This is a genomic window from Streptomyces aureocirculatus (genome assembly GCF_000720475.1).
GTDB classification, from domain to species: Bacteria; Actinomycetota; Actinomycetes; order Streptomycetales; family Streptomycetaceae; genus Streptomyces; species Streptomyces aureocirculatus.
In genome coordinates, this window is sequence record NZ_JOAP01000005.1 from 429,021 (window position 1) to 446,270 (window position 17,250).

The window sequence follows — 17,250 nt, forward strand, 5'->3', positions numbered from 1 at the left end:
CCGGCGGGCCCGTTCACGGCAGGGCGGCACCGGACGGGGCCCCGCTCAGGTCGCCGGGTCGGCCACCCAGTCCGGGTGGCCCGGCATCGGCGGCGTCTTCGGCCCGTACAGCCACGGCTTCAGGAAGCCGGTCAGGTCCTCGCCCGCGACCCGTGAGGAGAGGTCGACGAAGTCCTCGGTGCTCGCGGTCCGCCCGCGGTACTCGGTGACCCAGGCCCGTTCGATCTTCTGGAACGTGGCGTCGCCGACCTTCTCGCGCAGCGCGTAGAGGACCAGCGCCGAACCGTCGTAGCGCATGCGCTTGAAGAGGTTGGGCTCGGTGGGCTCCGCGGGCGCGCCGAAGTCGCGGCGCCACTGGTCGTGGGCCTTGTACGCGGCCTTCATCGCGGCCTCGAAGCTGTCGCCGCCGTGCTCCTCGGAGTACATGCGCTCGTAGAACCGGGCGTGGCCCTCGCTGACCCACAGGTCGGACCAGCCCGCGAGGGCGACGCTGTCCCCGAACCACTGGTGGGCCAGCTCGTGCACGAGGTTCCGCTCGGCGTCCACCCGCGTGCCGAGCAGGTCGGCCTTGGGGACGAGGGAGAGGGTCTGGGTCTCCAGGGCGACGCCGAGGTCGGTGTCGCCGACGAGGATGCCGTAGCGGTTGAAGGGGTACTTGCCGAGCTTCTGCTCCAGCCAGGTCAGATGGCCGGGCGTGAGCTCGCGGTACTTCGCGGTCGGCTCGACCAGGGCGTCCGGGACGATGTCGCGCAGCGGGAGACCGCCGGGCCCCGTGCTTTCGACGGTCGTGAACTTCCCGACCGCCAGTTGCACCAGTTGGGTGGACAGCGGCTGCTCGGAGTCGTACGTCCAGCGCACCCGGTCGCCCGGCACCTTGCTCCTGGCCGTCAGCTTGCCGTTGGCGACGGCCGTCAGGTCCTTGGGCGTGGTGATCCGGAAGGTGATCGGCGCGCGCTGACTCGGGTGGTCGTTGGCGGGGAAGATCAGGCGGGCGCCATTGGGCTGCGGATAGACGACCGTGCCGTCCGGGGTGGGGATCCAGCCGTAGTCCTCGATGGCGTCGTCGCGGTGCCGGATCTGGGTGGGGTCGGCGGTGTAACTGACCTTGACCGTGAAGGAACCGCCCTTGGGGAGCGGGGACTTGGGCGTGACCGTCAGCTCGTCGCCCTCGCGTCCGGTGCCGGCCGCCTTGCCGTCGACGGTGACCCGGTGCAGGGTGTTGCCGCCGAAGTCCAGGTTGAAGCGGGAGAGGGACTGGGTCGCGGTGGCCTTGACGGTGGCCGTCGCCGCGAACGGGGTCTTCGGGGCCTGCCAGTCGAAGTCCAGGAGGTAGCGGTCGACGGTGTAGCCGCCGTTGCCGTCCAGGGGGAACATCGGGTCGCCGAGTCCGGGTGCGCCGGGTGTCGGCTTCTCCGCGGCCGCGGGCGTGGCGTACGAGACCGGTCCGGTGAGGGCGGCCGCCGCCGTCACGGCCGCCGCGAGGGCGAGCCGCGCTCTGCGGGGCGTCCTGATCGTGCTCATCGGAAACCTTTCGGTCGGATGCTGCGCGGGACGTACGCCGTCTTAGACGCACGGCGATCCGCCGCAGTTGTGGTGGTGCGTGACCAACGTCTCGCTCACGATTCCGGGTACGGCTGGCATGGTGGTAGGACCCAGTGGGGGGAATGTCCACTGCCGCAGCGCCGGGAAAGGCCCAGCGCCGCCGAGAAACGTCAGCGAGAAGCCATATGACCGCGACCTCTGCCACCGCAGTCCGCTCCAAGGCCCGCACGGGTGGCCCCGAGGACGGCCCGAACGTCCTGGAGCACCTCGCCGGATGGACCCTCGTCGTCGTCCTCGCGATGCTGGTCAGCCAGGTCGGCCTGTTGTGAGCCGAGTCTCACCACCGGGACCGGACGGGCCGTCCGTGCCCGCGGCCGGGTCCAGATCCAGGTCCGCGCGCCAGTGCCGGTGCGGCAGCCCCACCAGGCCGTAGAGCCAGCGAACCGGTGACCGCCCGGGGAGCAGCACGAATCCCGCGGCGAGCGCGAACAGCGGCAGGCCGAGCCAGCCGCCGAGCAGCCGCACCAGGACGCTCGCGGTGACGGCGCCGAGGAACGGCAGGCCGTAGACCCCGGCGGCCGCGATCGCCACGGCCAGGACGGGATGCGCCTTGCGGTCCTCCTCCGCGCCGGGCAGCGACCAGCCCTCCAGGAGCCAGCCGATCTCCGTCATCAGCATGGTGCCGATCACGGCCGCGCCGAACACCACCAGCGCGAGGAACGTGCCGGACGTCAGGAAGTCCAGGGCGTTGTTGATCACGCTGTCGTGCGGCCAGTCCGCCCAGTCGCGTGCGCCGGGGGACAGGAACCGTTCGTAGCCGCTGCCGTCCCAGCCGTGCACCAGCGTCCCGAACAGCAGGAAGTAGCCGCCGACGCAGTTCAGGTACGCCCAGTAGCCCGCGCCCACGAGGACGAGGACCTGGGACCCGAGGAACCCGAGGATCGCGGCGACCGGGACGCCGCCCGCGTAGAACAGCACGAAGCCCGCCCACACGCCCTCGTGCCCGCCGCTGACGTGCATGGTCGCCCAGGACGGGTTCTGCCACAGCAGGAACAGGCCGGTCGGCACCATCAGGACGGCCGCGAAGAGCACCGTCAGGGCCAGGTAGGGGTTGGCGGCACGGCTGCGGGTGCGCGGGCCCTCGCCCGCGTTGATCCGCTCCCACACCTGGAGCTGGCGGGCCGCGGCGAGCGCGAACGTCGCGCCCACCGCGTACGCCCAGAACAGCGCGGCCTGAATCTGGATCATGCCCGCGCCCCGAGCCGTAACCCGCCGGCCACGATCGAGTCGGAGGTGACGAGCGCCTGCTCGGCGCTCACCTCCGTCATGAAGACGAACGGTGGGACGAGGGGCGGCACGGGCAGCCGGTCCGGTGTGAACGTCAGACAGAGGATGCCCTCGATGCAGCCCTTGAACTTGGTCAGATAAAGCGTGACCTTGCCGCTGAGGTCCAGGGTGTCGGCACCGAGGGACAGTTCACGGCTGCCGTCACGGGTCGACAGGCGGTAGTCGGTGAGCGAGGCCGCGTTCATCCGGAGCACCATCACCTTCATCGGTCCGACCGCGGTCGGGATGTCGCGTACGCCCGCCACGATGAAGCCCTTGGGGGCGAACAGCGTCGTGGTGACCGTGGGCGGTGTCCGCGCGGCCACGACCGCCCCGTCATCGGGCGCTGCCTTCGCCGGGGCGGCGCCCCACAGCACCGTCCCGGCGAGCACGACGGGAAGCAGCACGGCCAGGGTCCGGGTGCCCTGCCCGTCGCGCAGTTGGGGGCGCCCGGCGGTGTCCCGGGCGTCGTCTTCGACGGGTGTCCATCCGAAGCCCATCGCGCTGCCCGCGATGCCCAGGATCATCCCGATGAGGAAACCGCCGAGATTCGTCGCCGCGAACGAGAGCACCGACAGGATCAGGGCGTTCACGGACACGTAGTGGTGCGCGTGTGGCAGCAGCCACAGGAAGAGTCCTGCGACCATCAGGGCGATCCCGATGCCGATCGCGGCGATCCCGCCGAGCCCGAGACTCACCAGGACCGTCAGCGGGGACAGCGGGACGACCAGCAGCTCGGCCCCGCCGAGGATCAGCAGCAGACCGCCCCAGAACGGGCGGGTGCGCCGCCATCTGCGCAGCACGCGCCTCGCGTCCCTGAGCGGCAGCCGCTCGTCGAGCCACCCCCCGGCGCGCGGGGCGCCCGGCCCGCTCAGAAGCACTTCTTGCCGCCGAGGCTCACGTCCAGCTTCATGCCCTTGAGGCGGAAGTTGCCGCCGGTGGCCGACCAGGCGTGCGACCGTACCTTCGCCACCTCGATGTCACCGGCCTGCAGGCCGAACTTGCCCCGCTCGCCCTTGACGCCCGGCACTTCGTCGAGCGTCGAGGCGTCCCGGCCGATCTGCGCGGTGCCGAAGCGGGCGTCGCCCACCAGGTCCTCGCCGTCGATGATCAGGTTGCTCGCGGTGACGTTGCCCGCGTCGCCGCCCGCCATCAGCTTGAACACCACCGTGCCGAGCGGTGTCTTGACCTCGGCGGCCTGGCAGATGTCGGAGAGCGTCGCGTCACCGATGCCGAGCAGCGCCACGGGGTGGCCCTTGCCGTCGACGTCGCGGTCGATCTGGACATAGCTCGACAGGCCCTGGCTGGTCAGCTTGCCCGACGAGACCTGGAAACTGGTGCCGCTGACCGCGAAGGACGCGGCGAGCGCGCCCTCGGCCATCACGGACGCCATCGCGCCGACCGCGAGGACCGCGGGCAGGGCGACGACAACTGTCTTCCTCCAGTTGGTCCTGCCCTCGCGCAAGGATCTCTTCGCTGTGCTCACTGGGTCCTCCCGTACGTCGTCCGGTGCGTAAGGGGAGTGCGTGACAGAGCGCCGTCGGGGCCCGGGCAGGTGCCGGCCCGGCCGGGCAGGAGGCAGCGGTCTGCCATACTGCGGCTGATCCTGAGGCAGTTGGAGACTAGGGCCGATATTGAATAATAGTCAACAGTGCGGTACCGATCGTTCCCCCGACGCGGACCGCCCGCAGGCGCGCGGCACCGAACGCTCCGTGGCGCGCCGCGCCGAACTCATCGTCATCGGCCGCAAGTTGTTCGCCGACACGTCCTACGACGCGCTGTCGATGGACGACATCGCGAGACAGGCGCGGGTCGCCAAGGGGCTGATCTACTACTACTTCAAATCCAAACGCGGCTACTACCTCGCGATCATCGAGGACTCCGTCGCCGACCTGGTCGAACGCGCGGGCAGCGACACCGAGTTGCCGCCCACGCAGCGGGCGCACCGCACCATCGACGGCTATCTGCGCTACGCCGAGCACCATCAGGCGGCGTACCGCACCATCGTCAGCGGCGGCGTCGGCTTCGACACCGAGGTGCACGCCATCCGCGACGGCGTGCGCGAAGCCATGATCGGCACCATCGCCGAGACGGCCTACGGCCAGAGGGACATCCCGCCGCTGGTCCGTCTTGCGCTGCTCGGCTGGCTGTGCAGTGTCGAGGGCGTCACGCTCGACTGGATCGGCACGAAAGAGGGGCCGGACGGGCCGCTGGAGCGCGACACCGTCCGTGACTTCCTGGTGCGTACGCTACGTGCGACGCTCGGCGTCATCGAGGAGGTCGAGCCGTCGCTGCCCGCCCCGCCGCTCGATGAGGCCCCGCCGCCGCTGCTCGGCGACGCCCCGCCGCCGCTGGATGACGCCGTGCCGCCGGACGAGGCGACTCCGCGGTCGGCCGCGCGGGCGTGACGGAGGTGATGCGCTTTCGCGCGCGGGCATGACGGAGGTGATGCGCTTCCGCGCGCGGGCATGACGAGGGGGCGGGAGCCCGCCGGCTCCCGCCCCCACGACTGTTGTGCGGCGACCGCTGGTCGATGTGGCTGACGGCCGTCAGTTGCCAGCCGTCAGTTGCCGGCCGTCAGTTGCCGACCGTCAGTTGCCGACCGTCAGTTGATGGCCTTGATCAGTTCGCCGTTGGCGGTGTCACCGCTGAGTTCCCAGAAGAACGTGCCTCCCAGGCCCTGCTGGTTCTTGTAGTTCATCTTCCCGCCGATGGTCGCGGGGGTGTCGTAGCTCCACCAGTTGTTGCCGCAGTGCGCGTACGCGGTGCCCCCGACCGTGCCGTTGGCCGGGCACTTGGTCTTCAGCTCCTTGTAGTCGTCGATGCCCTGCTCGTACTTGCCCGCGGCGGGGCCGGTCGCGGTGCCGCCGGGCGCCTTCTGGGTGACGCCGGTCCAGCCGCGGCCGTAGAAGCCGATGCCGAGGAGCAGTTTGTCGGACGGGATGCCGAGGCCCTTGAGCTTGGCGATCGTCGACTGCGAGTTCCAGTCGGCCTTGGGGATGCCGGGGTAGGAGCTCAGCGGCGAGTGCGGTGCCGTCGGGCCCTTGGCCTCCCAGGCGCCGAAGAAGTCGTACGTCATCGGGTTGTACCAGTCGACGTACTGGGCGGCGCCCGCGTAGTCCGCGGCGTCGATCTTGCCGCCGGGGGCGGCGTCGGCCGGAATGGCCGCGGTCACCAGGTTCTTGGAGCCGAACTTGGCGCGCACCGCGGACATCAGGTTCCTGTACGCGGCGCGCCCGCTGGTGTCGCAGGTCAGACCGCAGGCGTTGGGGTACTCCCAGTCGATGTCGATGCCGTCGAAGACATCCGCCCACTTGGAGTTCTCGACCAGGTCGTAGCAGGACTGGGCGAACGCCGCCGGGTTCTGCGCTGCCTGGGTGAAGCCGCCCGACCAGGTCCAGCCGCCGAAGGACCACAGGACCTTCAGGTTCGGGTGCTTCTTCTTGAGCTTGCGCAACTGGTTGAAGTTGCCGCGCAGGGGCTGGTCCCAGGTGTCGGCGACACCGTCGACGCTGTCGCCCGCGGTGTAGGCCTTGTCGGTCGCGGCGTAGGCGTCGCCCATCGCGCACCTGCCGCCCTGGATGTTGCCGAAGGCGTAGTTGATGTGCGTCAGCTTGGCGGCGGAACCGGACGTCTCGATGTTCTTGACGTGGTAGTTCCGGCCGTAGACGCCCCATTCGGTGAAGTAGCCGACCACGCGGGAGCCCGCTTTGGCGTCTGCCTCGGCGGTGGTCGCCCTGGCGGCGCCGGTGTTCTGGTCGGCGGCCGCGGTGCCCGCGCCGGCGAGCAGGCCCGCGCCGAGCACGGCACAGCAGGCGGTGGCCAGAAGCGCCCTGAAACGGGCGCGGGGACGGTTGGGCTGTGGCATCGCAGTCTCCTCGTGGGGGGAGAGGGGAGCATGTGGGGGGTGGTGCTGGACCTACGGACTTGTGAATCGCTTCGCGCCCTGCGCCGGGTGCGGGGCGGCTGCCCTTTGCGCCCGGCAACAGGCCGTGAACAGTCGCGTAGTGAATTGGCATGAACGCGAAGACGACTTGTGCCGCTGGACTCTAGAAGGACTAGACCAATGCGTCAATGGTTCGGACCAATTCCCGCCCGTTGGTCGTCAGGACCGCCCGGCCGGACACAGCTCGATGAAGATCGGCCGGACGGCTCGTGAACCCGTGACGACATGCCGCCGATCGGGCATACTCAACGCGCCACAGCCGCTGGCCAGCCGCTTCCGCGACCCGGAAGGACAGCATCGGCGTGGCAGTGTCCCCGGCGGCGGCGCCACACCCTGAGCGCGAGCCCGCTGAAGCGCCCGACAGGGAGAGGAGAGCGCCATGCCTGAGGGATCCGCACAGTTGGTCGAGCGTCATCTGCCCACCGAAGAAGCCCGGGATCTGTTCGCACTCGTGCGTGAGCTGGTCAAGGGCGAGATCGTGCCCCGCGCGGCCGAGGAGGAGGAAGCGGGACGCTTCCCGCGCGAACTCTTCACGCTGCTCTCCGAGTCGGGCCTGCTCGGCCTCGCCTACGACTCCGAGTTCGGCGGCGGCGAACAGCCCTACGAGGTGTACCTCCAGGTTCTTGAGGAACTCGCCGCCGCGCGGCTGACCGTCGGTCTCGGCGTCAGCGTCCACTCCCTCGCCTGCCACGGGCTCGCCGGTTACGGCACCAAGGAGCAGCAGACGGAGCACCTGCCCGACATGCTGGGCGGCGGCCTGCTCGGCGCCTACTGCCTGTCCGAGCCGTCCTCCGGCTCCGACGCCGCCTCGCTGCGCACCAAGGCCGTGCGGGACGGCGACGAGTGGATCATCACGGGTACGAAGGCGTGGATCACCCACGGCGGCATCGCCGACTTCTACACCGTCCTGGCCCGCACGGGCGGCGAGGGCGCGCACGGCGTGACGGCCTTCCTGGTGCCCGGTGACGCCGAGGGGCTCACGGCCGCGGCGCCGGAGAAGAAGATGGGCATGAAGGGCTCGCCCACGGCCCAGTTGCACTTCGACGGGGTACGGGTGCCCGACGCGCGGCGCATCGGCGACGAGGGGCAGGGCTTCGCGATCGCGCTCTCGGCGCTCGACTCGGGGCGGCTCGGCATCGCGGCGTGCGCGATCGGGGTGGCGCAGGCGGCACTCGACGAGGCGCTGACGTACGCCACGGAGCGGCGGCAGTTCGGCCGTCCCATCGCGGACTTCCAGGGGCTGCGCTTCATGCTCGCGGACATGGCGACGCAGATCGAGGCGGGCCGGGCCCTGTATCTCTCGGCCGCGCGGCTGCGGGACGCGGGCAGGCCGTTCTCCAAGCAGGCGGCGATGGCCAAGCTGCTGTGCACGGACACCGCGATGAAGGTGACCACGGACGCCGTGCAGGTGCTCGGCGGCTACGGCTACACGGCCGACTTCGCCGTGGAGCGCTATATGCGCGAGGCCAAGGTCCTCCAGATCGTCGAGGGCACGAACCAGATTCAGCGCATGGTCATCGCACGCCATCTCGCGGGGCCCGAGACACGCTGAGGCGCGGGTCCGCGGCGCCGGGTGCGCGGGGTGTGACCCAGGCGAGGGTCGCACCCGGTGCGGCGGTTGTGGCGGGGACCGGCCGGAACGCCTGGTCGCTGGCCTGTCCGCGCGTCCGGTCCCGGGCCTGCCCGAGCGGCGCCTGCCCCCGGGCCTGCCCGAACGCCTGGCTCAGATCCTGCCCGGACGGTGCCTGACTCCGGCCTGGCCCGGGGGTCCGCTCCCGGGGTGGTGCGTAGGCCTGCTCCCGGGCGGGTGTGACGACTTGCTCCCGGGGTGGTGCGTAGGCCTGCTCCCGGGCGGGTGTGACGACTTGCTCTTGGGCCGGGGTGAACGCTCGGCCGCGGTCCGGCGCGAAGGCCTGCTCCCGGGCCGGTGTGACGACCTGCTCCCGGGTAGGGGTGAATGCTCGGCCGTGGTCCGGTGCGAAGGCCTGGCCTCGGTCCGGTGCGTATGCCCGGCCCCCGTCCGGTGCGAACCGGTGCTCCTGGTCCGGGCCGGGTCTGGCGTCTCCGGTGGCGCCGGGGCGAGTGTCTCCGCTTCCGCCGTACCGGCTGTCCCCGCTTGCTCCGGGGCGGGTGTCTCCGGTGGTGCCGTACCAACTGGCTCCGTTCCCGCCGTACCGGCCGTCCCCGTCCGCCCCGGGCCCGGCGTCCCCGCTGGTTGCGAACAGGGTGTCCCCGCCAGTCCCGTACCGGCCACCCCTGCCGTCCCCGTTCCCGCCGTACCGGCCACCCCCGTCCCCGCCCGACCCGAACGCGGAACCCCCGTGCACGCCGAACCGCGCGTCCGCGCCCGCCGCCCCGAAACCCCCGTCGGGGCCCGGCCCGAAACCCCCGCCCGGACCCGAACCGAAGCCGCCCTCCCTGCCGGACCCCGTAGGGAACTCCCTGCCGGACCCCGTAGGGAACTCCCTGCCGGACCCCGTAGGGAACTGCCCCCCGGGCCTGGACGGATACTGCCCGCCAGACCCGGGCGGGAACTGCCCGCCGAACTGTCCGCTGCGGACGGTCGGCGCGGCGAGGCGGACCCACTCCGGGTCGTGGTGCCCCGGCAGCGTCCGCCCGCGCTCGGCCCAGTGGCGCAGCAGGGCGCGGTAGATGGGCGGGTCCTGCTGCGGGACGGGCGCCGGAGGGGGAGGGACCGAGGACGTCGGCTGCGCGTACTGGGACGGTGGTGAATAGTGCGGCGGCTGTGTGTAGTGGGTGTACTGAGACCGGTGAGGAACCGATTCTGCGGTGCTGGGGCCGGGCGCGCCCGCAGGGGTCAGAGGGCGCCTGCGGTGGCCGGCCGGAGCATGCGTGGGGGTGGTCATGCCGGGCCAACGGGCCGCGCCGCGGCCAGGTCACCATCGGGTCGAATCGTGCGTGCGTTCATGCCCCGTCCGGGCGCGGCGCACACGGGCGCGAGGTACCGGCGCCACCGGTGGCATTCGGGCGGGCGAGCGGCTGGCTCCCGCACGATGACTGACGTACCGTCACCTCCATGCCGGGGCCCGCCGCACACCGGACGACGTCGACTCCCCTGCGCGCGTGGAGGTGCGCCGTGCCACCTGACCGTTCCGATCGTCCCGTACCGCTCGACGAGTACCCCGTACACCAGGTGCCGCTGTCGATGCGGCACGTGGCGACGGGCGACCGCAACGCGTACGACCGCTGTATCTTCCAGTTGTTCGACCACCGGGGCCGGGCGCTGCTGATCCTCGGCCTGGGCGACTGTCCGAACACAGGCGTCATCGACGCGTACGCCACCCTGCGCACCGGCGATACGCTGCACGCCGTGCCCCTGGATCTCGGCGTCGAATTGCTGACGTCCCTGCCCCTCGCCGTGGGCGCGGGCTATCCGCCCGCCGACGACTGGCAGCACGGCACCTGGCGGGGCCGCGGCTGGGTGGACCGGCGCACCTACGACCTCGCGGAGCCGTCGGCGCACCCGCTCGCCGGGTACGGCGTCACCGACCACGCGGCCCGCTTCACCCTGGACGGCCGTGTCGGCCACGGCATCTTCGAGCACGGCACGTTCGGCCGCCACGACCCGAGCGGCTTCACCGGCTTCGGCTCCGTGGCCCCCTGAGCACCTGGCCGGGAGCCGGGAGGAGTGGGAAGGAGTACGGACATGGCGACGGGGCCCCCGCGCCCGCGGCAGCCCCGCCCGGCGCCGCGCACGACCACCCGGGACCCGGCGGAGGTCGCCCGTCGCCTCTCCGACTGGCTCGACGCCCAACTGCCGGGCGCGAGGGCGGTCGACGTGTCCGTGCCGGAGTCGAACGGCATGTCCAGCGAGACGCTGCTCTTCGACATCGAGCACCCCGAACCGCCGCTGCGGCACTGCGCGTTGCGGCTCGCCGCGGACCCGGACGCGTACACCGTCTTTCCCGTGTACGACATGGCGCGCCAGCACCGCACCATGCGCCTGGTCGCCGAGCGCTCCGACGTGCCGGTGCCGCGCGTGCTGTGGCTGGAGCGGGACCCGGGGCCGCTCGGCGCGCCCTTCTTCGTCATGGAGCGGGTCGCGGGGCGGGTGCCGCCGGACGTCATGCCGTACGCGTACGAGGGCAACTGGCTGTACGAGGCGAGCGACGCGGAGCGTGCGCACCTGGAGGAGGCGACGGTCGGCGTCATCGCGCACCTGCACGACCAGGTACCGCCCGCCGAAGCCGGGTTCCTCGCGCTCCCGGGCGAGGGCAGCGCGCTGCGGCGGCACGTCGCATTCCAACGGGCGTACTACGCCTGGGTCGTCGACGGGCTGCCGCGGTCACCGCTCGTCGAAAGCGCTTTCGCGAAACTCGGCGAACTGTGGCCGCGCGACGAGGGCGCACCGGTCCTCAATTGGGGCGACGCCCGCATCGGGAACGTCGTCTACGACGGCTTCGAACCCGCCGCCGTGCTCGACTGGGAAATGGCGTGCCTGGCCCCGCCCGAGGTCGACATCGGCTGGATTGTCTTCCTGCACCGCTTCTTCCAGGACCTCACCGTGCGCTTCGGGCAGCCCGGCCTGCCGGACTTCCTGCGCCGTGACATGGACTTCTACACCCTGTACGCCGCGCTGCGGCACGCCGTCATCATGCTGCGGGTCGCCTACCGGCAGGTGCACTTCGGTGAGGTGACCGTGGAGCGGGACCCGGACACCCTGATCCTGCACCACGACCGGCTCGCGGCCATGGTGCAGGGCGACTTCGGGTGAGGGCGGCCGCCGGGTGTCAGGCGGCCGCGCGGCCGGACTGCCGGGGCACGCGCATCGGGCGCGAGCCGGGGCCGCCCACGTGCGAGAACGGCTGTGTGCGCCAGTCCAGGCCCTGAGGGAGTGTCAGGAGCAGCGCGGTGTCCTGCTCCTGGGCCTCCAGGGACTCGTCAGCGGGCTCCGCCTCGGCCGCCGGGCGGCCGGTGCCCGCACAGACGGTGAGTCCGAACGGGTTCCACGGGGTGGCGCACAGCGCGTGCTCGGGCAGGACGTCCTCGTCCGCCAGGAGCGCGATGGGCTGAGCGCAGTCCGGGCAGATCACCCGGTACATCTCGAAGGTGTCGTACGCGTCGGGCTCGTCATCGGTGATGTCCGTCTGTTCGACGCCCTCCGGTACGGGCTCGAGCTCGACGGACTGCTGCTTGCGGCGCGCGGAACGACCGGGGTGCTTCAGGTTCTGCATGGGAATCTCCCCCTCGGGTGGGCCGACCAGGCACTGCGGCCTCGACCACAGCAAGCACTTCCCGTCCGGCCCTGGGGGTAATCGCTCCTGCCCGATGGACACGGCCACAGGCCTGTGGCGTTCGTCACATGCCGGACGAAGGTGCCGCTCCGCGCGGTGGTGGGCGCCGGGGCGCGCGGGCGCGGTCGTGCGCTTCTCGACCGAGGCACGAGGGTACGGCGGTGCCGCTTGCGCCGCTCAGGTATCGGTGAGGATCAAGGGACCTGTAGGTTCGGCGCATGGAGGAGCTGGACCGACAGATCGTGCAGTTGCTCGTCAAGGACGGGCGGATGAGCTACACCGACCTGGGCAAGGCCACGGGCCTGTCGACGTCGGCGGTGCACCAGCGGGTGCGCCGCCTCGAGCAGCGCGGGGTGATCCGTGGGTATGCCGCGGTCGTCGACCCCGAAGCCGTCGGCCTGCCGCTCACGGCGTTCATCGCGGTGAAGCCGTTCGACCCCAGCGCGCCCGACGACATCGCCGAGCGGCTCGCGGGAGTCCCCGAGATCGAGGCCTGCCACAGCGTCGCGGGGGCGGAGAACTACCTGCTCAAGGTGCGGGTGGCGACCCCGCACGAACTGGAGAACCTGCTGGCGAGGCTGCGCACGCTCGCCGGTGTCTCCACGCACACCACGGTCTGCCTCTCCACGCCCTACGAGGCGCGGCCGCCGCGGATCTGACCCGGCAGGACGCCGGGGGACCCCGCGGGCGCCCCGCGCGCCCCCAGGCGCGAGACTGGTCCCCATGAGCGAGCGCACCACGCCCGAGAGCGGGCACCGCACCGTCCTGCTGCGCGGCGGAGAAGTCCACAGCCCCGCCGACCCCTTCGCGACCGCGATGGTCGTCGAGCGGGGGCATGTCGCCTGGGTCGGTTCCGAGGGTGCGGCCGACGCCTTCGCCGACGGCGTCGACGAAACCGTCGACCTGGAAGGCGCCCTGGTCACTCCGGCCTTCACCGATGCCCATGTGCACACGACGGCAACCGGTATCGCGCTCACGGGGCTCGACCTCTCGCGCGCCCGGAGCCTGGCCGAGGCGCTCGTTCTCGTACGCGAACATACGGCCGCGCGTCCGCACGACCGTGTGCTGCTCGGCCACGGCTGGGACGCCGCCCGCTGGCCCGGCGGCCGACCGCCCACGCGCGCGGAGCTCGACGAGGCCACCGGCGACCGCCCGCTCTATCTGACGCGCATCGACGTGCACTCCGCCGTCGCCACCACCGCGCTCCTCGACCTCGTACCCGGAATCGCCGAGAAGGCCGGATTCCACGCGGACGCGCCCCTGACGGCCGACGCGCACCACGCCGTCCGTGCCGCCGCCCACGCGGCCGTGACGCCCGTGCAGCGGCGCGAGGCCCAGCAGGCCGCACTCCGGCACGCCGTGTCGCTCGGCATCGGATCGGTGCACGAGTGCGGGGGCCCCACCATCTCCGACGAGGAGGACTTCACGGCGCTCCTCGCCCTCGCCGCGACGGAGCCCGGTCCGCGCGTCGTCGGCTACTGGGCCGAACAGGGGCCGGAAGGGGTCGCCCGCGCCCGGGAGTTGGGCGCGGCGGGCGCGGCCGGGGACCTCTTCGTGGACGGGGCGCTCGGCTCGCACACGGCATGGCTCGGCGAGCGGTACGCGGACGGTGGCGCGGGGACGGCGGGGCGTGCCGCCGACGGTGGCGCGAGGACGGCGGGGCGTGCCGCCCACGGCGACACGGGGACGGCGGGGAGCGCCGCCCATGGTGGCGTCGGGACGGCAGGGTGTGCTGCCGATGGCCTGTGCGGGAACTCCTACCTGTCCCCGGGCGACGTCGCGGCGCATGTGACGGCCTGTGCGGAGGCGGGCATGCAGGCCGGTTTCCACGCCATCGGGGACGCCGCCGTGACGGCCGTCGTCGACGGCATGCGCGCGGCGGCCGAGACGGTGGGGCTCGCCCGGATCCGTGCGGCGAGGCACCGCGTCGAGCACGCCGAGATGCTCACCCCCGAGACCGTCGCCGCGTTCGCCGAACTCGGCCTCACCGCGTCCGTGCAGCCCGCCTTCGACGCGCTGTGGGGCGGCGACGAGGGCATGTACGCCCAGCGCCTGGGTGCCGAACGCGCGCGCTCCCTCAACCCGTACGCGGCCCTGCTGCGCGCCGGGGTCCCGCTGGCCTTCGGCTCCGACAGCCCCGTCACGCCGCTCGACCCCTGGGGCACCGTCCGCGCGGCCGCCTTCCACCGCACGCCGGAGCACCGGGTGTCCGTACGCGCCGCGTTCACCGCCCACACGCGCGGCGGCTGGCGGGCCGTCGGCCGCGACGACGCGGGCGTCCTGGTGCCCGGCGCACCGGCCGACTACGCCGTGTGGCGCACCGGCGAACTCGTCGTCCAGGCCCCCGACGACCGGGTCGCCCGCTGGTCCACCGATCCGCGCTCCGGCACCCCTGGCCTGCCCGACCTCACCCCGGGCTCCGAGCTGCCCGTCTGCCTGCGGACCGTGGTCGGCGGTCGGACGGTATTCGTACGGCCCAACGAGTGACGTCCTCGGTGCGGCGCGGCTCCGAACGGGGCCACACGGCGCGTCGCCCGACCCCGGCCGTCTCGCCACTGACCTGCTGATCTACGCGAACACCGCAGGTCAAACGGCTATTGACAGACGGCCGTCGTCGACGGGTAGTTTCGGCCGCGTCCACCACAGGACGTCCGACCGGCGACCCTGCCCGCAAGCGTCGAACGCCGCTGGATCACGGGCGGTGCGCCACCCCGCGCTCCGCCGCTGGGAGCCAGGTCCAGCGTCCTCGACGCCTCGGCGTGGGAACGCAGCCGCCGGAAGGGGGTCGTCCCCCCTGCTCCCCGGAGCTCGGGGGAGGTGCGACCCGGGTGGGGCCCGGACGCTCAGTAGACAACGGCTCTCGGTCGATCCGCAGCCAGCGGGTCCCAGGCCGGCCCGAAGGGCGCCGGGCCCGATCCGCAGGATCGCTCCTCCACGATGGTCCTTCCGTATCGCTCCTTCATCCCGCGCCGTCGCAACACCCCAGGCCCGGGCCACTATGGTGGTCCCCTGCGTACGAACGAAGGGGCAGTAGTGAGCAACGGCGGCGGGATCAGCGAAGCAGCGGATGCGGGGCGGCAGTTCGGCCCGCTCGGCCAGGCCTTGGTGATCATCCCGACCTACGACGAGGCGGAGAACATCCAGGCGATCGTCGGCCGGGTGCGCACCGCCGTGCCCGAGGCGCACGTCCTCGTCGCCGACGACAACAGCCCCGACGGCACCGGCAAGATCGCCGACGAGCTCGCGGCCGAGGACGAGCACGTCCACGTACTGCACCGCAAGGGCAAGGAAGGCCTCGGCGCCGCCTACCTCGCGGGCTTCTCCTGGGGCCTCGAGCACGGCTACGGCGTCCTGGTCGAGATGGACGCCGACGGCTCCCACCAGCCCGAGGAACTGCCCCGTCTGCTCACCGCCCTCAAGGGCGCCGACCTGGTGCTCGGGTCGCGCTGGGTGCCCGGCGGGCGAGTCGTGAACTGGCCCAAGTCCCGCGAGTTCCTCTCGCGCGGCGGCTCCACCTACTCGCGGCTGCTGCTCGACGTGCCGGTGCGCGACGTCACCGGCGGCTACCGCGCCTTCCGCCGCGAGACCCTGGAAGGGCTCGGCCTCGCCGACGTTGCGTCCCAGGGCTACTGCTTCCAGGTCGACCTGGCACGCCGCGCGATCAAGGCGGGCTACCACGTCGTGGAGGTGCCCATCACCTTCGTGGAGCGGGAGCTCGGCGACAGCAAGATGAGCCGCGACATCGTCGCCGAGGCGCTGTGGCGGGTCACCGCGTGGGGTGTGCGGGAGCGGGTCGGCAAGGTCCTCGGCGGCAAGTCGTCGACCGACGCCCGGCAGGACAGACCGCCGTCCGGCCCCCGGTAATGATCACCCTCTTACGCAGGTCTGAGGCGGGGCCAGGCACACTGGGAGCATGACGACTGGCGCACCGCCTCCTACTCAGCCCGTCCGGCCCCGGCGCTCGCGGGTCCTCAGGTTCCTGCCGCTCGGCCTGGTCGCGTGGCTGGTCCTGGAGATCTGGCTGCTGACCGTCGTGGCGGGCGCCGCCGGCGGACTGACCGTGTTCCTGCTCCTGGTGGCGGGCCTGGTGCTCGGTTCCCTGGTCATCAAGCGGGCCGGACGCCGCGCCTTCAAGAACCTGAGCGAGTCCCTGCGGCAGCAGCAGAGCGGGGATGCGCCCGCCGCCGACTCCGGCGGTGGTGGCGCGTGGACCATGCTCGGCGGGCTGCTCCTGATCCTGCCCGGCCTCATCTCGGACGCGCTCGGGCTGCTCCTGCTAGTGCCGCCGCTCCAGAAGGTCCTCAGCCGCCGTGCCGAGCAGGCTTTCGAGCGCAGGGTGCGGGAGGCCGCGGCGGCCTCTCCCGGGGGCCTCGGGGGTGCTTTTCAGCAGGCCCGGATGCGGCACCCCGACGGCAAGGTCGTCCAGGGCGAGGTCATCCGCGAGGACCAGCCCCCGGGCCCGGGGTCGGCACCGGGCCGGACCCCGGACGACCCACAGCTTCCCCGCTGAGGCCGATCAGCGGCACCTATATGGCCCGTCCGGCGTTTGAGGACGAGCGCGCAGCGCGACAAACGGCAGAGCGAGGGCGCGCCGCGGCGGCAGACGAACACGACGAGGGCGGGCCCACTGCACAAGCAGTGGGCCCGCCCTCGTCGTGTCTCCGCTCCGCGGTCCAGCGCGCTTACGCTGACTTGCGGCTGTCGCGCGGATGCACCGCAATGTTCATCGCACCGGACCGGAGAACCGCCAAGCGCTCTTCGAGGACCTCTTCGAGTTCCTCACGCGTGCGGCGCTCCATGAGCATGTCCCAGTGCGTACGCGCGGGCTTGCCCTTCTTCTCCTCAGGTCCGTCGCCGTCCACGAGAAGTGCTTGGGCCCCGCAGACCTTGCACTCCCACTCCGGCGGGATCTCCGCCTCCACCGAGAACGGCATCTCGAAACGATGTCCGTTCTGGCATGCGTACTCCACGGCCTGGCGCGGGGCCAGGTCGATGCCGCGGTCGGTCTCGTAGCTGGTCACCACGAGGCGCGTGCCGCGAAGAGCTCGCTCACTCATGAATCGTGCCTCCCGGGCTTGTCGCCCACAGGACAGGTGTCGCTGTCGTCGTCATCCGGTCAACGTCCGGTCGGCGGTAAAGATTCCCGTTCAGGGTCATGCGTCGCCGTCGTATGCCGCCCCT

16 protein-coding genes are annotated in these 17,250 nt (G+C 72.1%); 9 read left to right on the top strand and 7 right to left on the bottom strand.

What is annotated here, in order from left to right; translation table 11 throughout:
* Positions 1 to 45 precede the first annotated feature (45 nt).
* Positions 46 to 1,521 (bottom strand): M1 family metallopeptidase, encoded by a 1,476-nt coding sequence (locus tag IG78_RS0107160; protein WP_199813221.1) that lies wholly within the window; start codon positions 1,519 to 1,521, stop codon positions 46 to 48.
* Positions 1,522 to 1,727: 206 nt separating this feature from the next.
* On the opposite strand from IG78_RS0107160, the gene IG78_RS47725 reads away from it, so the two are divergent.
* Positions 1,728 to 1,871, top strand: a complete 144-nt coding sequence (locus IG78_RS47725) for an SCO1431 family membrane protein (protein ID WP_107054825.1) — start codon at positions 1,728 to 1,730, stop codon at positions 1,869 to 1,871.
* Here IG78_RS47725 and IG78_RS0107170 read toward each other — a convergent pair.
* Genes IG78_RS0107170 through IG78_RS0107180 form a run of 3 tightly spaced genes read right to left on the bottom strand, consistent with a single transcriptional unit; the run spans position 1,849 to position 4,354 of the window.
* Positions 1,849 to 2,790: a hypothetical protein gene (locus IG78_RS0107170; RefSeq protein WP_030560530.1), complete on the bottom strand. Its 942-nt coding sequence runs from the start codon at positions 2,788 to 2,790 to the stop codon at positions 1,849 to 1,851. The genes IG78_RS47725 and IG78_RS0107170 overlap by 23 nt on opposite strands.
* A complete protein-coding gene (locus tag IG78_RS0107175) occupies positions 2,787 to 3,749 on the bottom strand; it encodes a DUF6114 domain-containing protein (RefSeq protein WP_030560531.1) in 963 nt (320 codons plus the stop codon). Before IG78_RS0107175 ends, IG78_RS0107170 begins: the two co-directional genes overlap by 4 nt.
* Positions 3,740 to 4,354, bottom strand: a complete 615-nt coding sequence (locus IG78_RS0107180; RefSeq protein WP_030560532.1) for a DUF6230 family protein — start codon at positions 4,352 to 4,354, stop codon at positions 3,740 to 3,742. The genes IG78_RS0107175 and IG78_RS0107180 overlap by 10 nt, the downstream gene beginning before the upstream one ends.
* A gap of 148 nt (positions 4,355 to 4,502) precedes the next feature.
* Here IG78_RS0107180 and IG78_RS0107185 point away from each other — a divergent pair, with 148 nt between their 5' ends.
* Entirely contained in the window at positions 4,503 to 5,276 is a 774-nt protein-coding gene (locus tag IG78_RS0107185) for a TetR/AcrR family transcriptional regulator (protein WP_404827651.1), read from the top strand.
* A gap of 197 nt (positions 5,277 to 5,473) precedes the next feature.
* On the opposite strand, the gene IG78_RS0107190 is transcribed toward IG78_RS0107185, so the two are convergent.
* On the bottom strand, positions 5,474 to 6,736 hold the full coding sequence (locus IG78_RS0107190) for a glycoside hydrolase family 18 protein (RefSeq protein ID WP_030560534.1): 1,263 nt from the start codon (positions 6,734 to 6,736) through the stop codon (positions 5,474 to 5,476).
* Positions 6,737 to 7,193: 457 nt separating this feature from the next.
* Here IG78_RS0107190 and IG78_RS0107195 point away from each other — a divergent pair, with 457 nt between their 5' ends.
* The 3 genes from IG78_RS0107195 to IG78_RS0107215 all read left to right on the top strand — a co-directional run bounded on the left by IG78_RS0107195 (position 7,194) and on the right by IG78_RS0107215 (position 11,549).
* Positions 7,194 to 8,366, top strand: coding sequence for an acyl-CoA dehydrogenase family protein (locus tag IG78_RS0107195; protein WP_030560535.1), 1,173 nt, complete (start codon positions 7,194 to 7,196; stop codon positions 8,364 to 8,366).
* A 1,545-nt stretch (positions 8,367 to 9,911) separates the two neighbouring features.
* On the top strand, positions 9,912 to 10,439 hold the full coding sequence (locus IG78_RS0107210) for a hypothetical protein (protein ID WP_030560536.1): 528 nt from the start codon (positions 9,912 to 9,914) through the stop codon (positions 10,437 to 10,439).
* Positions 10,440 to 10,481: 42 nt separating this feature from the next.
* On the top strand, positions 10,482 to 11,549 hold the full coding sequence (locus tag IG78_RS0107215; protein ID WP_030560537.1) for a phosphotransferase family protein: 1,068 nt from the start codon (positions 10,482 to 10,484) through the stop codon (positions 11,547 to 11,549).
* Positions 11,550 to 11,565: 16 nt separating this feature from the next.
* Here the strand turns inward: IG78_RS0107215 and IG78_RS0107220 are convergent, their stop codons facing one another.
* Entirely contained in the window at positions 11,566 to 12,009 is a 444-nt protein-coding gene (locus tag IG78_RS0107220; protein ID WP_030560538.1) for a hypothetical protein, read from the bottom strand.
* 278 nt (positions 12,010 to 12,287) lie between these two features.
* Here IG78_RS0107220 and IG78_RS0107225 point away from each other — a divergent pair, with 278 nt between their 5' ends.
* The 4 genes from IG78_RS0107225 (at position 12,288) to fxsA (ending at position 16,579) form a co-directional block, all read left to right on the top strand.
* Positions 12,288 to 12,728 (top strand): Lrp/AsnC family transcriptional regulator, encoded by a 441-nt coding sequence (locus tag IG78_RS0107225; RefSeq protein WP_030560539.1) that lies wholly within the window; start codon positions 12,288 to 12,290, stop codon positions 12,726 to 12,728.
* Between the two features lie 64 nt (positions 12,729 to 12,792).
* Entirely contained in the window at positions 12,793 to 14,556 is a 1,764-nt protein-coding gene (locus IG78_RS0107230) for an amidohydrolase (RefSeq protein ID WP_030560540.1), read from the top strand.
* A gap of 546 nt (positions 14,557 to 15,102) precedes the next feature.
* Positions 15,103 to 15,933: a polyprenol monophosphomannose synthase gene (locus tag IG78_RS0107235; protein ID WP_030560541.1), complete on the top strand. Its 831-nt coding sequence runs from the start codon at positions 15,103 to 15,105 to the stop codon at positions 15,931 to 15,933.
* Positions 15,934 to 15,982: 49 nt separating this feature from the next.
* Entirely contained in the window at positions 15,983 to 16,579 is a 597-nt protein-coding gene (gene fxsA, locus IG78_RS0107240; RefSeq protein ID WP_030560542.1) for an FxsA family membrane protein, read from the top strand.
* Between the two features lie 172 nt (positions 16,580 to 16,751).
* On the opposite strand, the gene IG78_RS0107245 is transcribed toward fxsA, so the two are convergent.
* A complete protein-coding gene (locus tag IG78_RS0107245) occupies positions 16,752 to 17,126 on the bottom strand; it encodes an RNA polymerase-binding protein RbpA (RefSeq protein ID WP_030360404.1) in 375 nt (124 codons plus the stop codon).
* Positions 17,127 to 17,250 lie beyond the last annotated feature (124 nt).

Coding starts and splice junctions, on each gene's coding strand:
- IG78_RS0107245 (WP_030360404.1), bottom strand. CDS start 17,126: ATGAGTGAGCGAGCTCTTCGCGGCACGCGCCTCGTGGTGACCAGCTAC.
- IG78_RS0107190 (WP_030560534.1), bottom strand. CDS start 6,736: ATGCCACAGCCCAACCGTCCCCGCGCCCGTTTCAGGGCGCTTCTGGCC.
- IG78_RS0107195 (WP_030560535.1), top strand. CDS start 7,194: ATGCCTGAGGGATCCGCACAGTTGGTCGAGCGTCATCTGCCCACCGAA.
- IG78_RS0107220 (WP_030560538.1), bottom strand. CDS start 12,009: ATGCAGAACCTGAAGCACCCCGGTCGTTCCGCGCGCCGCAAGCAGCAG.
- IG78_RS0107230 (WP_030560540.1), top strand. CDS start 12,793: ATGAGCGAGCGCACCACGCCCGAGAGCGGGCACCGCACCGTCCTGCTG.
- IG78_RS0107170 (WP_030560530.1), bottom strand. CDS start 2,790: ATGATCCAGATTCAGGCCGCGCTGTTCTGGGCGTACGCGGTGGGCGCG.
- IG78_RS0107160 (WP_199813221.1), bottom strand. CDS start 1,521: ATGAGCACGATCAGGACGCCCCGCAGAGCGCGGCTCGCCCTCGCGGCG.
- IG78_RS0107225 (WP_030560539.1), top strand. CDS start 12,288: ATGGAGGAGCTGGACCGACAGATCGTGCAGTTGCTCGTCAAGGACGGG.
- fxsA (WP_030560542.1), top strand. CDS start 15,983: ATGACGACTGGCGCACCGCCTCCTACTCAGCCCGTCCGGCCCCGGCGC.
- IG78_RS0107215 (WP_030560537.1), top strand. CDS start 10,482: ATGGCGACGGGGCCCCCGCGCCCGCGGCAGCCCCGCCCGGCGCCGCGC.
- IG78_RS47725 (WP_107054825.1), top strand. CDS start 1,728: ATGACCGCGACCTCTGCCACCGCAGTCCGCTCCAAGGCCCGCACGGGT.